9 protein-coding genes and 1 pseudogene are annotated in these 13,467 nt (G+C 65.2%); 2 read left to right on the top strand and 8 right to left on the bottom strand.

Features of this window, described 5'->3' with window-relative positions; all coding sequences use genetic code 11:
• Window positions 1–754 (top strand): 23S rRNA (adenine(2030)-N(6))-methyltransferase RlmJ (rlmJ, locus tag Q0D45_RS06545; protein WP_293390161.1); only part of this gene is annotated, 754 nt, incomplete at its 5' end.
• Between the two features lie 17 nt (window positions 755–771).
• Here the strand turns inward: rlmJ and Q0D45_RS06540 are convergent.
• From Q0D45_RS06540 to Q0D45_RS21605, 3 genes and pseudogenes are all read right to left on the bottom strand, one after another.
• Complete coding sequence (locus Q0D45_RS06540; RefSeq protein WP_293390159.1) at window positions 772–2,163, bottom strand: outer membrane protein transport protein; 1,392 nt, start codon at window positions 2,161–2,163, stop codon at window positions 772–774.
• Window positions 2,160–2,354, bottom strand: a complete 195-nt coding sequence (locus Q0D45_RS06535) for a hypothetical protein (RefSeq protein ID WP_293390156.1) — start codon at window positions 2,352–2,354, stop codon at window positions 2,160–2,162. Before Q0D45_RS06535 ends, Q0D45_RS06540 begins: the two co-directional genes overlap by 4 nt.
• Window positions 2,355–2,360: 6 nt before the next feature.
• A pseudogene (locus Q0D45_RS21605) lies at window positions 2,361–2,507 on the bottom strand (2Fe-2S ferredoxin); the annotation flags it as partial.
• 958 nt (window positions 2,508–3,465) lie between these two features.
• On the opposite strand from Q0D45_RS21605, the gene Q0D45_RS21600 reads away from it, so the two are divergent.
• Window positions 3,466–3,639, top strand: coding sequence for a LuxR C-terminal-related transcriptional regulator (locus tag Q0D45_RS21600; RefSeq protein ID WP_366946361.1), 174 nt, complete (start codon window positions 3,466–3,468; stop codon window positions 3,637–3,639).
• Between the two features lie 15 nt (window positions 3,640–3,654).
• Here the strand turns inward: Q0D45_RS21600 and Q0D45_RS06525 are convergent, their stop codons facing one another.
• The 5 genes from Q0D45_RS06525 to Q0D45_RS06505 form a co-directional block, all read right to left on the bottom strand.
• Window positions 3,655–5,361, bottom strand: a complete 1,707-nt coding sequence (locus Q0D45_RS06525; protein WP_293390152.1) for a cation:proton antiporter — start codon at window positions 5,359–5,361, stop codon at window positions 3,655–3,657.
• A 64-nt stretch (window positions 5,362–5,425) separates the two neighbouring features.
• Entirely contained in the window at window positions 5,426–7,078 is a 1,653-nt protein-coding gene (locus tag Q0D45_RS06520) for a SulP family inorganic anion transporter (RefSeq protein ID WP_293390150.1), read from the bottom strand.
• Window positions 7,079–7,208: 130 nt separating this feature from the next.
• Complete coding sequence (locus Q0D45_RS06515; RefSeq protein ID WP_293390147.1) at window positions 7,209–8,513, bottom strand: hypothetical protein; 1,305 nt, start codon at window positions 8,511–8,513, stop codon at window positions 7,209–7,211.
• Window positions 8,514–8,827: 314 nt separating this feature from the next.
• Entirely contained in the window at window positions 8,828–11,095 is a 2,268-nt protein-coding gene (locus tag Q0D45_RS06510; RefSeq protein WP_293390144.1) for an acyl-CoA dehydrogenase, read from the bottom strand.
• A gap of 137 nt (window positions 11,096–11,232) precedes the next feature.
• Window positions 11,233–13,374, bottom strand: coding sequence for a 3-hydroxyacyl-CoA dehydrogenase NAD-binding domain-containing protein (locus Q0D45_RS06505; protein ID WP_293390141.1), 2,142 nt, complete (start codon window positions 13,372–13,374; stop codon window positions 11,233–11,235).
• Window positions 13,375–13,467 lie beyond the last annotated feature (93 nt).

The following is a 13,467-nucleotide window of genomic DNA, read 5'->3' as shown; positions in this document are numbered from 1 at the left end:
CCATGCCGGTGCCGGCGATTACGATCTGGGTGATCCGGTGGCCGATCGCACGGGCGAGTGGCGCGATGGCATCGGGCGCTTTGCCGGCATCTCGGTCTATGCGCCGTCGACGCCGCCAGCGGTCGCGGCTTATCTGCGACTGGTACGGGCGGGCAATGCCGACGGTGGTTGCCGCTTCTATCCGGGGTCGCCGCGGCTGGCGCAGCAGATGCTGCGGCCGGTGCTCGGGGATCGCTTGATCCTCTGCGAGAAGATCGAGGAAGTGGCGGACGAACTACGCCGCACGATGCGCGGCTCGGGGGCGACGATCCATGTTCGCGATGGTTACGAAGCGCATTCCCTGCTGCCGCCACCGGAGAAGCGCGCGCTGGTGCTGATCGATCCGCCGTTCGAGCGTACGGACGAGTACGAGGCGGCGTCCGAACTGATCCGCAAATCGGTCGCGCGCTTCGCCAACGGCATCTACGCGGCCTGGTATCCGATCAAGAACACCCATGTGGCATCGAGCTTCGTGCGCCGCGTGGCGCGCGAGACCGGCAAGCCGACTTTGCAGCTGTCGATCGAGGTCGACATCCCGGCGCGCGATCCGTCTCCGATCACCGGCGTGGTCAAGCATCCGATGTCGACCTGCGGGCTGCTGGTGGTCAATCCGCCGTTCGGTTTCGATGCCGAGATGCGCGCGGTGCTGGCCTACCTCACGCCGATCCTGGCGCAGGGCCCGCGGGCAGAGTGGACGGTGAGCCTCGTCGATTAGCCCGCAGCGCGCTGATCCTAGAACCGATAGCCGTAGCTCAGCACCGGATTGAACTGACGGTTGCGGACTTCGATCGGCGGCACGCTGTTGACGTTGCCGCCCGGATTGTTGACCGCTGGGGTGAAGCCATAGCTCATGCCCAGACCCAGCTCGTGAGAAGTCGCGAGTCGCCAGACCAGGGTCGAAGTCAGGTGGTTGCGGGTGGTGGTCGAGAACGTGGCACTGAGCGCGCCGCTGTCCTGCAGTTGCTGGAAGGCGTGCGAGCCGCCGGCGCGCAAGGTCCAGGCCGGCAGGAACTGCCATTCGGCGCCCAGCGACAAGGTGGTGATGTCGCGGAAGCCGGTCGGCAGCGAGACGCGCAGATCGCCGCCGTCGTCGGAGCGGAAGCTGACCACAGTGTTGCCGAAGGACTTCGACCAGAACATGTGGCGCAGATCGGCGACCACCGCGAAATGCGAGCTCAGCCGCTGCGAGATGCCGATCAGCCAGGCGTCCGGGAACTGCAGGCGCGGCAGCTTGCCGGTGCCGGGCAGGACGATCTGGTTGTTGTCGGCGTCGATCGCGGTGAGCGTGCCGCGGCCCGAGTAATTGGCGAGCAGGGTCTTGAACTCGTAGCCGAGGGCAACCGCCGTTGCTGGCGTCGGCTGCCAGGTGACACCGACTCGGCCGCCGATGCCCTGGCTGGTCAGCGCCGAAGTCAGGTAGTTATTGCGGATGAAGCCGAAGTGCGCGCCAGACAGGTTCGGGATGCCGGCCAGCACCGGCACCAGGCTGCCGGTTGCGCGGCCCGAGGCGATCAAGCCGCCGACCTGCTGGGCGTCGAGCAGGCTGCCCAGATTGACCGAGGCATTGACGTAATCGAGGCTGGCACCGAGCCGCCATTGCGGGTGCGGCCGCCAGGCCACCGCGAACGGCACTCGCAATTGGCCGATACGCGAGGAAATCGGCAGACCAGTGGCGACGTTGTTGGTGGTGGTAGTCGACAGGAAACTGTTGCGGCCGTACTCGATGCCGAACCCGCCGGCAGCGAACAGGCCGGTGCCGAACGCGAAGTTGCCACGGCGAACGGCGAAGGCCAATTCCGGCAGATCGTAGGGGCCGCGGTTGGCACCGTAACCCAGGTTGCGCACGCGCTCACCAGTGGCACTGTTGATCACCTCGATCCGCGCCTGGAGCTCGGAGAACTGGAACATAACCTCGCGTTCGCCGGAGATCGACAGCAGCTCGGCGGGATTCAGCATCATCGCCGCCGCGCCGACCGGGTGCGCCAGACCTCCACCGGCCAGGCCGCGCGACACCGGGCCGAAGCCTTCGACTCTCGCCAGTTCAACGGCCTGTGCAGTCGTGGCCGAGGCGAGCAAGGCGCTGGCGACGAGCAGGCGGCGACACAGGAGGGAGCAAGGGGTCATCGGCGTCGGGTGCATGGCGGCTGGATCAGGGAGGCGGGCACATATTGTGAACGATGTTTCGTAAATTCGGCGTGGCGGCCTCGATGCTGGTCGGTCGGCATCCCCAGCACCAGGCCTTCGTGGCTGTCGTCGAGTTCGATCTGGCAGGCGAGGCGGCTGAACGGCGTCGAGCCGTCGGTCAGTGCCAGCATCTCGGCTTCGCTCCCGGGCCTGGCCGGGCCGATCCTGTCGAGCCAGTTCTGATCGACCCAGACGTGGCAGGTGCCGCAGTCGGCAACGCCGCCGCAGTCGGCGTCGACCGCGTGTTCGGTGCCGGTGGACGCGATGTAGGTGATCTTGGGCATGGGGTTCTCGGAATTCGGGGCAGGATCAGGCGTGCAGCCGGGTCTGGATGTCGATGTAGCCGTGGATCACGGTTCGACGGCACCCGCACCGGTTCGCCGATCACTTCGATCTTCGAATAGCGTTTCAGCATTTCTTCCCAGAGCGCCTTGATCTGCATCTCGGCCAGACGATTGCCGGACAGGTACCACATCACCACCTTGTCGCCCTTCCTGATCTGCTGGCCGCGGAACTCGACGTTCTCGATCGCCGTGCGACGCATGTGCGAGATCGGCGTCTGCCAGCGGATCACTTTGGGGACGATGCTGGCCAGCAGCGAGGGATCAGCCTTGGCTTTGGCGAACTCGTCCGGGAAGAGATGAGCGGCCATCGCGCTGCCGGACATCGAGCTGCGTGTGGTGTCGTTGCCGTCGACGATCAGCAGCACCAGCATGCCGAGGCAGTCGGTCGGGGTCATGCCCTGCATCGCCGGCGAATGGGCCAGCATCGAGATCAGGTCGGCCTGCGGCGGCAGCTTCTGACGTTTGTCCCAGAGGTTCTGGAAGTAGCCGAGGCATTCCATCAGCTCGGCGGTGCGCTGTTCCCAAGTTTCGACCAGGCCGTAGCCCGGACGTGTGGTGACGACGTCGCTCCAGCGGGTCAGCTTGGCGCGGTCCGCGCTCGGAAAGTCGAGCAGGGTTGCCAGCATCATCGTGGTCAGCGGGATCGATACCTGGTCGACCCAGTTGAAGACCTCATTGATCGGCAGGCTGTCGAACAGATCCCGGGTGCGGTTGCGGATCAGGCTTTCGAAGCGCAGCAGGTTGGCTGGCGCGACGATCGGGCTGACCGCCATGCGGTGCACGTCGTGCACCGGCGGATCCATGCCGAGGAAGTTCGGCATCGAGATGCCGCCCTCGACCGCGTTCAGCGTGGTGTCGTCGAGCACCGCGATGCCGGCAGACAGGGGCCGAGCCGAAGCTGCTTGGCAAGCTGACACGCCGCGAACTCGAGCTGCTGCAGCTGCTGGCCACCGGCCTCAACAACCAGCAGCTCGCCGATCACGGCGAGGTATCGCTGACCACCATCGAGTGGCACCTGCAGAATCTGTACGCGAAGCTCAATGTGTCGAGCCGCTCGGCGGCTTTGGCTTAAGCGCGTGTGCTGAATCTACTCGGCGGTTAGCGCTAATGGCTTATTGGGCTGGGCGCACTGATCGAGCACGTAGCGGCTCATCGAATGGCCGAGTTCGTTTTCGGCGAGCAGCGCCAGTGCTGCGCCGGCGGTGCGGAAATGCTCCAGCTCGTCGTCGTTCTCGGCGCGCACGACGATCGGCAGCGCCGGGTTGGCGGCGCGCACCAGATTGAAGATGCGCTTGGTTTCCAGCTCGTTGGGAATCGCCAGCACCAGCAGGCGGGCGCGATCCAGAGCCGCCTGGGTCAGCAGATCGGCAATCGCGGCATCGCCGGAAATCACCGGGATGCCGCGCTTGCGCAGACGATCGACGATGTCGCGGCTGCGCTCGATGACGATGAAGCGCTGGCCGGCCTTGTGCAGGTCTTTGCCGATCACCCGGCCGACGCGGCCATAGCCGATCAGCACCACGTGGTTCTCGAGATCGCTGGGCGCGCTCATTGATTCGATCGACGCCAGCCTATCGGCCTGCGCCTGCGCCGAGCGCCGCTCGAAGCGTGCCGCCAGCCGGAAGGCCATCGGGTTCAGCGTGATCGACAGCAGCGCACCGGCCAGCACCAGGTCGCGTCCTTCGGCCGGCATCAAACCCAGCGTGACGCCGAGGCCGATCAGGATGAATGAGAACTCGCCGATCTGGGCCAGGCTGGCCGAGACGGTCAACGCGGTGGCCAGTGGATGGCGGAAGGCCAGCACGATCGCCAGCGCCGCCAGCGATTTGCCGACCATTATGATCGCCAGCACCGCGAGCACTTCCAGCGGCTGCCGTAGCAGCACGGCCGGATCGAACAGCATGCCGACCGAAACGAAGAACAACACCGCGAACACGTGCTCAAGCACTTCCGCCTGGCTGGAGAAGCGCTGGGTCAGGCCGGCTTCGTTGACCACCACACCGGCTAGGAAGGCACCGAGCGCGAACGACACGCCGAAGGTCACCGCAGCGCCGTAGGCCATGCTGATCGCCAGCACGGTGACGAACAAGGTGATCAACTCGCGCGAGCCGGATTTCAGCAGCGCCGCCGACAGCCACGGGAACAGCCGCAGGCCGATCGCGTAGGTCAGGCCGAAGAACGCAGCGATCTTCAGGAAGGTGATCGAGATCGTGTACCAGAGCGGCTTGCTGCTCACGGTCAGCGAATCTGCGGTACCGCCGAGATGGCTGGCGAACGCCGGCAGCAGGATCAGCGCCAGCACCATCGCCAGATCCTCGACCACCAGCCAGCCGACGGCGATGCGGCCGTTGGCGCTGTCGACCAGTCCACGGTCCTGCAGGTTACGCAGCATCACCACGGTGCTGGCCACCGACAGCGACAGCCCGAACACCAGCGCGCCACCGAGCGGCCAGCCCCACCAGACCGTCGCCAGCCAGTAGCCGAGCGCGGTGGCGACGCCAATCTGGACGATCGCGCCAGGCAGGGCGATGCGCCGCACCGACCACAGATCGCGGATCGAGAAATGGGTGCCAACGCCGAACATCAGCAGGATCACGCCGATCTCGGCGAGTTCTCTGGCAATCTCGCTGTCGGCGACGAAGCCCGGCGTGAACGGCCCGACCAGCACGCCGGCGACCAGATAACCGACCAGCGGCGGCAGGCCAAGGCGCATCGCCGCGAAGCCGGCGATGAAGGCGATGCCGAGGCCCACGGAGATGGTCGCGATCAGCGGAAGTTCGTGGCTCAGATCCATCGGGTCGGTAGCGTGGTTGCGGGCGGCGGCTCCAAGGCTCTCACAGGAGCAAGCGCTGCGGCGATCAGACTTGTGACTGAGGGCGCGGCAGCGCGCTGTCGGCCAGCGCCAGATCTAGCGTGCGGAAGTAGCGATGCGGCAAGTCTCGGCTCACCAGGCCGGCGCGGACCAGCTTGCCGAGCACGCGCGGGTTCGCCTCGCAGAGCCGCGGGCTCTGGCCTCGGCGTTCCAGGCTGGCGATCGCATCGGCCAGCGCTTCGATGCCGGTGATGTCCATGAACGGCACGCGGTGCAGGCGGATGACGACGCTGCGCCCGGCGGGCAGAGGACCAAGCGCCTGTTCGAGGGTGCCGATCGCGCCGAAGAACAGCGGGCCGTCGATGCTCAGGATCTCGACTGCGGTGGCGAGGTCGAGACCAGCGGCGCTCAGGCTCTCGGCGCGGGCGCCGTCGTCCTCGCGGGTGACTGCGACCGACGAGGCCATGCGGCGCAGGAACAACAGCATCGCGACGATGACGCCGATGTTGACGGCGACGATCAGGTCGGCGAACACGGTCAGCACGAAGGTGATCGCCAGCACCGCGATGTCGCCGCGCGGCGCGGTGGCGATCATCTGCTTCAGGCGCGGCATTTCGCTCATCTTCCAGGCCACGCCGAACAGGATCGCGGCCAGCGCGCACAGCGGCACGTTGGCGGCATACGGCGCGAAGAACAGCAGGATCGCCAGCAGCATCGCGGCATGGGTGATGCCCGCCAGTGGGCCGGTGGCGCCATTGCGGATGCTGGTGGCGGTGCGGGCCAGCGCACCGCTGGCCGCGAAGCCGCCGAACAGCGGCGTGACCAGATTGGCCGCGCCCTGAGCAATCAGTTCCTGATTGGCGTCGTGGCGGGTGCCGGCAATCTTGTCGGCGACCACGGCCGACAGCAGCGATTCCAGCGCGCCGAGCAGGGCGATCGAGAACGCCGCCGGCAGCAGTTCGACGAGGCGAGTGGCGGTGATCACCGGTGGCGAGAACGCCGGCAGACCGGCCGGGATCGCGCCGTAGGCTTTGCCGATGGTGGTGACGCTGTCGAACTGGAGCCAGGCCTGCACCAGCGTGGCTGCCAGCATCGCCAGCAAGGGGCCGGGCACGCGGGACAGGCCCGGAATGCGCGGGCCGACCAGCATCAGCGCGAGACTGCCGCTGGCCAGCACCGTGGTCACCGGATCGGCATTCGGCAGCGCCTGCAGCAAGCGCCACAGACGTTCGTGGAAATGGCCGCTGCCGGGGTCCGCGAGACCGAAGTAGGAAGGCCACTGGCCGATGAAGATCACCAGGCCGATGCCGGCGGTGAAGCCGAGAACTACCGGGCTCGGGATGAAGCGGATGACATTGCCGAGCCGCGCCAGGCCGAAGGCGATCAGGATCGCGCCGGCCATGAAGCTGGCGAGCATCAGGCCATCGACGCCGTACTTCGCGGTGACGGCGGCGAGGATCACCACGAAGGCGCCGGTCGGCCCGGCGATCTGGTTCCGCGTGCCGCCGAACAACGCGACGATCAGGCCGGCGATCACCGCCGTGTACAAGCCCTGTTCCGGCTTGACGCCGGAGGCGATCGCGAAGGCCATCGACAGCGGCAGCGACACCACGCCGACCAGCAAGCCGGCCATCAGGTTCGGCAGCCAGTGCCGCCGCGCGAACAGCCCGGCTTTTGCCGCTTCGGTGACCGCGATCATCGTTGACTCGGAACCCTGTGCTTGCGCGGACTGCGCCCTGCGCACGCTACGCGCTTTGCCGGCCAATCGCGGCGACAAAAAAGCCCCGGGCTCCGCGACGGAAGCCAGGGGCTATCGAGCGACGAAGGACTCAGCGCGCGTTGACCAGCTTGCAGGCTGCCATCAGCACTTCGCCGCCGCTGGGGGCGTAGGCGTTGAAGGTGTCGGCATCGCAGTAGCTGACTTCCGGCGCGTAGGCGCCGAGCGTGGTCGTCAGGGCCGTGGTCGGCCGGGCGACGGCACGTGCGTAGTCACCGGCGAAGCCCGGTGCCGCCAGAATCTGGCGCAGGATCAGCATCTGAGCCGGGGTATCACCCCAGGGCTGCCAGTTGATGCCGTACTTCGCAACCGCCCGGCTCGGACGCTCCTTGGTCGGCGACATCGCGTAGACCACGTAGTCATCCGGCTGCACGATCAGGCCGCGGTCGGTGAAGCAGGACACCACGGACGAGTTGATGCTCTGGTACTGGCACAGCGACAGGTAACGGACGTCGGCCGTCGGCCCCACCAGCGGTGGCAGCAGCGGCGTGACCATGCGCTTGGCGCGGACCACCACGATCTTGCCGTACAGCTGCGAGGCGCCGGCCCGCAGGTAGTTGGAGTCACCGTTCGGGTAGGCGATCTTGTCGGCGGTGCGCGCGATCGGCTCGAAGGCGATGTTGCGGTTCGGCAGCAGGCCCAGGTTGGGGGTCTGCGACGCATCGGAGGCGGCCTCGATGCGAGCACACTTCTTGGCGTCCGGCGTCTTGCGGAAATCGATCTCGCCGCTGCGGTCGCTATAGATCAGCCGAGGTACCTCCTCGCCACCCAGGAAGCTCTGGCCCGGGTTCGGGAGATAGATGCGATAGCTGATCTGCCGGGCAACACGGGTCGGCAGCGCCTTGGTCACCGGGGTGCCGACATAGAGCACGTTCGGCAGGCGCTGTGCCGGATTGCTGGGCGGATTCTGGTAGCGCAAGGTCAGCGTGTAGCTGTCGCCCGGCGCGCCGCCGGTGGGCAGTTCGGCGACGTTGGGGGTAGTGATGACGCCGTTGATCGACTTGATGCGGGCGTCGGCCATCGCGTCGATGAAGTTGCCGCCCTTGGCGCCGTCATAGGACTGGAGCGAGAAGTAGCGCACCTTCGGATACTTGCCTTCGATGCGGATCGACGCACCAGCCGGCAGCGACAGCGGGATTTGGGCGACGCCATAGGTGGCGGTGTCGTCGAGAAAACCGGTGTTTTTCTGTTCGGCGGTATAGACGCGGAACGGGCAGCCGACAGTGACTGCTCCACTTAGGCCGGGCAGCAGCTGCGCCTGGACAGGCGTAGCGGCAAGTGCCGCGCCGAGGGTCAGCAAGCCGGACAACAGCACGGTGGCCGGGCGAGTTCGGACGGCGCAGATTGGTTGGATCATGGCTGGAGGCGATTCTTTCCGGTTGTGCGAGAGCGGGGTAATGAACGCGGGCGCCGTCTCGGATTGTTTGAGAGGGGAACTGCACCGCATGAGTCGGATTACAGACCAAGCTCCTCAGTGTGAGGTACTTCACATTTCAGGTCGAGGAACCGGGATTGAAATTCGAGGCATTTTTTGAGCCGACGAGTCGATATTCGGAGATTTTCCGAGAGTTTTGTGATTCGACGGGCAACAAAAAGGCGCGAGGACCATTCAGTCCTCGCGCCCAAATACCTCTGAATACCGCCAGACGTCTCGGCAGTAGGTGCTAACGATCAGCCATTCACGGCCCGCTTCAGCTCGACGGCGCCGTGGACCACGCCATCCGTCTGCGAGTCGATGACGCCGAAGTACTGCTCCGGTGTGAACACGTCGACCTCGATCGCGTCCAGCCGCGCCGCGTAGGCGCGGCGCGCCAGGGCGGCTTCGTCCGCGGTGATCAGGCCCTGATTGGCGGCGGCCTGCGCCTGCTCTTCCGGGATGCCGCGCGGCAATGCCTTGTCCTTCTGCGCGGCATGGATCTTCGCGATCACCGGCTCGGCCTGGGTGATCAGCTTGAAAGCCTTGAGCAGACGACCTGCGGCCAGGCTTTCGTCGGCCGGCTTGAAGACATCCTGGGTCAGGCGATCGAACTGCTCGCCCGGGCGCTGGATGGCCAGGGCCGATTGATGGCTGAGCGCGTCGTTCGGCAGCGCGCCGATCGGATTCAGGCGTAGCAGCAACATGCCGACGGTCGACAGATAGGCGCCCAGCGCGCCGCCGAAGTTCGCGTAGATGCCTTCGAACGCGTCCTGCACCTTGGCCAGCGCGAACTGCACCGAGTAATGCACCAGCGGCAGATCTTCTTCACGGCGGCCTTCGGCCTCGTAGCGGCGCAGCGCGCCGATCGCGAGCACCTGCCAGGCCAGGGCATCGGCATAGCGGCCGGTGAGCTTGCCGCGAACTTTCAGCTTGCCGCCGATGGTGAACATCGCCAGATCGGTCAGTACCGCGAAGCGCGTGGCGCTCCAGGCCAGGCGACGGTAGTAGGTGGCCGTTGGGCCCGATACCGGCGAGCCGGCGGTGAAGCCGCGGGTCAGATAGCGGCCGACAGCGCGGAAGTTGTTGACGATGAAGTGGCCGATCCAGCCGAGCAGGTTGTTGCGGAACGCCGAGGCATCGTCCTGCTCGACCGCGTTGACCACCTTCAGCGCATACGGATGGCAGCGGGTCGCCCCCTGGCCGAAGATCATCAAGGTGCGGGTAAGGATGTTCGCGCCTTCCACCGTCACCGCGACGGGAGCGGATTTGTAGCCGGCACCGAGGATGTTGTTCGGACCCTGCATGACGCCGGCGCCGGAGAACACGTCCATGCCATCGATCACCAGTTCCTGACTGAGCGCGGTGCTGTAGGCCTTCATGATCGCCGACACCACGGGCGGTTGCTGGCCGGAGTCCACCGCCGAGCAACCGAACACGCGCGCGCCTTCGAGCATGTAGCTGAGTGCGGCGATCTTGCCGACCTTGTCCTCGACCCCTTCCATGCGGCCGATGGCGATGCCGAACTGCTGGCGCACCATCGAGTACGGGCCGGTGAAGGCCGCCACCGCCTTTGCGCCACCGATCGCACCGGCCGGCAGCGACACCATGCGACCACCCGCCAGCTGTTCCATCAACATGCGCCAGCCCTGACCGGCGCCATCGAGCTCGCCGATGATGTTCGCAACCGGCACCACCACGTCCTTGCCGGTCAGCGGACCGTTGTAGAACGGATCGCCGATCGGATCGTGGTGATCGCCATGGGTGAAGCCCGGCGTGCCTTCGTGGATGAGCACGCAGGTGATGCCGACGTCTTCGCCCTTGCCGAGCAGGTTCTGCGGATCGCGCAGCTTGGCGGCGAGGGTGACTAGGTTGGCAATCGGCGCCAGCGTGATGTAGCGCTTGCGGAAGTTCAGCTTGATCTTGGTTTCGCCGTCGACGTCCTTGAACACCAGACCATCGGCCTTGATCGACGCAGCGTCCGAGCCAGCGGTGGGTTCGGTCAGGCCGAAGCAAGGGACGTATTCGCCGTTCGCCAGCTTCGGCAGGTAAGCGGTTTTCTGCGCATCGGTGCCGTAATGCTTGATCAGCTCGGCTGCGCCCAGCGAGTTCGGAATCACCACGAAGGTGCCGACCGTCGCGTTGTAGGCGCTGATCTTGGCCAGGATCGTCGAGATGCCGAGGATCGAGAACTGCTTGCCACCGTACTGCTTGGGAATGAGGAAACTCATCATCCCGGTCTGCTTCACGAAGGCGAGGATGTCGTCCGGAATGCGCTTGGTACGGCCGATCTGGTAGCGATCGATCATCCGGCAAAGTTCTTCCACCGGGCCGTCGATGAAAGCCTGCTCTTCGGGCGGCAGCTTGTTGTAGTTCTCGGCGAGGATCTTGGTGAAATCCGGGTGCCCCGAAAACAGCTCGCCATCGATCCAGATCGAACCGGCTTCCAGGGCCTGCCGCTCGGTATCCGAGATCTGCGGCAGGATCTTGTTGGCCTTCATCCAGTTCATCAGCATTGCGAACATCGGGTCATCTCCTTGGTTTCAAATTTCCTGTGCCGGCCCACATTCAGAAGCTGAAACGCAGAAGCCGCGACGACCGATCTGAGTCGGCCGCCGCGGCTTCGGTATCCAGCTTCAGGCCAGCGCCTGACTGCTCGGAACTACTCGAAGCGCTTGCCCTCTCCTGCCATCTTCACGAGGATCGCCGCCGGCTTGAAGCGCGGGCCGTACTGCACAGCGAGGGCTTCGGCACGGGCGACGAACTTCGACACACCGTAAGCGTTGATGTACTGCAGCGCGCCACCCTGATGCGGGGCGAAACCCCAACCGAAGATCGAACCGATGTTGGCGTCTGCCACCGTCATCACCACGTTCTCCTCGAAGCAGCGCGCCGCCTCATTGGCCTGCGCGAACATCATTCGCTCGACAAGTTCCTGCTGCGACAACTGTTCTTTGAGCGGGAAAACCGTGGTTAGTTCGGGCCACAGCTTCTTCTCGCCCTTGGTGCCGGCTTCCGGATAATCGTAGAAGCCCTTGCCGGCCTTCTTGCCCGGACGGTTCAGCTCCTTGCACATCTTCAGGATCAGCGGCTCGGACGGATGGCCGACGTAAGGCTTGCCCTCGGCAGCGAGGTCCTTCTTGGTCTGCTCCATGACGTGCACGGACAGGCTCAAAGACACTTCATCCTGCAGCGCCAGCGGACCTACCGGCATGCCGGCCTTCAGGCCCGCCATTTCGATCGAACGCGGATGCTGGCCTTCCTGCAGCAGCGCCATGCCTTCCATCACGTAAGTCGCGAACGAGCGGCTGGTGTAGAAGCCGCGCGAATCGTTGACCACGATCGGCGTCTTCTTGATCTGCTGCACGTAGTCGAAGCCCTTGGCGAGCGTGGCTTTCGAGGTCTTCTCGCCGATGATGATTTCGACCAGCGGCATCTTGTCGACCGGCGAGAAGAAGTGCAGGCCGATGAACTGTTCCGGCCGCAGGCTGGCGGTGGCCAGGCCGGTGATCGGCAAGGTCGAAGTGTTCGAGGCAAAGGTCGCCGTCGCCGGAATCACCGCCTCGGTCTTCTTGGTGACGTCAGCCTTGATCGCGCGATCTTCGAACACCGCTTCGATCACCAGATCGCAGCCGGCGAGATCGGCGTAGTCGGTGGTTGCCTTGATCCTGTCGAGGAACACGCCCTTGCCGGCCGGGGTTTCGCGGCCCTTCTTGATCGCCTTGTCGAGCAGGCCGGCCGAATAGGCCTTGCCCTTCTCGGCAGCTTCGATCGTCGAATCGAGCAGCACGCATTCGATGCCGACCTTGGCCGACACGTAAGCGATGCCGGCGCCCATCATGCCGGCGCCGAGAATGCCGAGCTTCTGCACCTTCGACTTCGGAAAACCTTCCGGACGGCTCTTGCCCTTGTTGATGCTGTTGAGCTGGAACCACAGGGTTCCGATCATGTTCTTGCTGACCTGCGACACCACCAGGTTCGCGAAGTAGCGCGACTCGATGCGGCAGCCGGATTCGAAGTCGACGATGCCGCCTTCATAGACGCAGCTCATGATGTTGGTCGCCGCCGGGTAGTTGCCCTGCGTCTTGGCACCGGCCATCGACGGCGCGATCGCGAACACCTGCACCACGGCGGGGTGACGGGCGTCGCCGCCCGGCCACTTGAACTTCTTGTCATCCCAGGGCTGCACCGGCTTCGGGTTGGCGAGACACCAGCTCTTGGCCTTGGCCAGCATCTCGGCCTTGTCGGCAGCAAGCTCGTTGATGATGCCCTGCTGCTTCGCCGCTTCGACATTCAGCTCCTTGCCTTCGAGCATCAGCGGCAGCGATGCCTGGATGCCGATCATGCGCGGCAGGCGCTGGGTGCCGCCGCCGCCGGGCAGCAGGCCCAGCTTCACTTCCGGCAGACCGAACTTGGCTTTCGGATCATTGATCGCCACGCGCCAGTGACAGGCCAGCGCCACTTCCAGACCGCCGCCCAGCGCGGTGCCGTTCAGTGCCGCAACGACTGGCCGGCCGCAGAGTTCCAGACGACGCAACATCTGCTTGAGGCGTTCGGCAACTTCGAACGCCAGCTTCGGATCGGTGATGCCGAACACCATGTCGATATCGGCGCCGGCGAGGAACTCGCGCTTGGCCGAAGTCAGGATCACGCCCTTGATCGCCGCATCGGCTTCGATCTTCGCAATGTAGTCCGCGAACGGCGCCATCAGCGCTTCGTTCAGCACGTTCATCGGCCGGTCGACCAGGTCCATCGTCAAGGTGGCGATGCCATCGGCATCGACCGTCATTTGCACTGCACTCATGTCTTGTTCTCGTATGAATTCATGAACAGCAACGTCATGGGGCACGCAAAGGCGCAAAGACGCCAAGGAAAATCAAAAGACTTTCTTGAAAGG

Origin of the sequence: Nevskia sp., assembly GCF_023266035.1 — a bacterium.
GTDB lineage: Bacteria > Pseudomonadota > Gammaproteobacteria > Nevskiales > Nevskiaceae > Nevskia.
Note: the sequence above shows the minus strand (reverse complement) of the source record. Positions and strands in the feature narration are given on the sequence as shown.

What these genes read in the sequence shown, in the direction of transcription:
- Q0D45_RS06540 (WP_293390159.1), bottom strand. Translation starts at nt 2,163, where the DNA reads ATGACCCCTTGCTCCCTCCTGTGTCGCCGCCTGCTCGTCGCCAGCGCC.
- Q0D45_RS06535 (WP_293390156.1), bottom strand. Translation starts at nt 2,354, where the DNA reads ATGCTGGCACTGACCGACGGCTCGACGCCGTTCAGCCGCCTCGCCTGC.
- Q0D45_RS06520 (WP_293390150.1), bottom strand. Translation starts at nt 7,078, where the DNA reads ATGATCGCGGTCACCGAAGCGGCAAAAGCCGGGCTGTTCGCGCGGCGG.
- Q0D45_RS06510 (WP_293390144.1), bottom strand. Translation starts at nt 11,095, where the DNA reads ATGTTCGCAATGCTGATGAACTGGATGAAGGCCAACAAGATCCTGCCG.
- Q0D45_RS06515 (WP_293390147.1), bottom strand. Translation starts at nt 8,513, where the DNA reads ATGATCCAACCAATCTGCGCCGTCCGAACTCGCCCGGCCACCGTGCTG.
- Q0D45_RS06505 (WP_293390141.1), bottom strand. Translation starts at nt 13,374, where the DNA reads ATGAGTGCAGTGCAAATGACGGTCGATGCCGATGGCATCGCCACCTTG.
- Q0D45_RS06525 (WP_293390152.1), bottom strand. Translation starts at nt 5,361, where the DNA reads ATGGATCTGAGCCACGAACTTCCGCTGATCGCGACCATCTCCGTGGGC.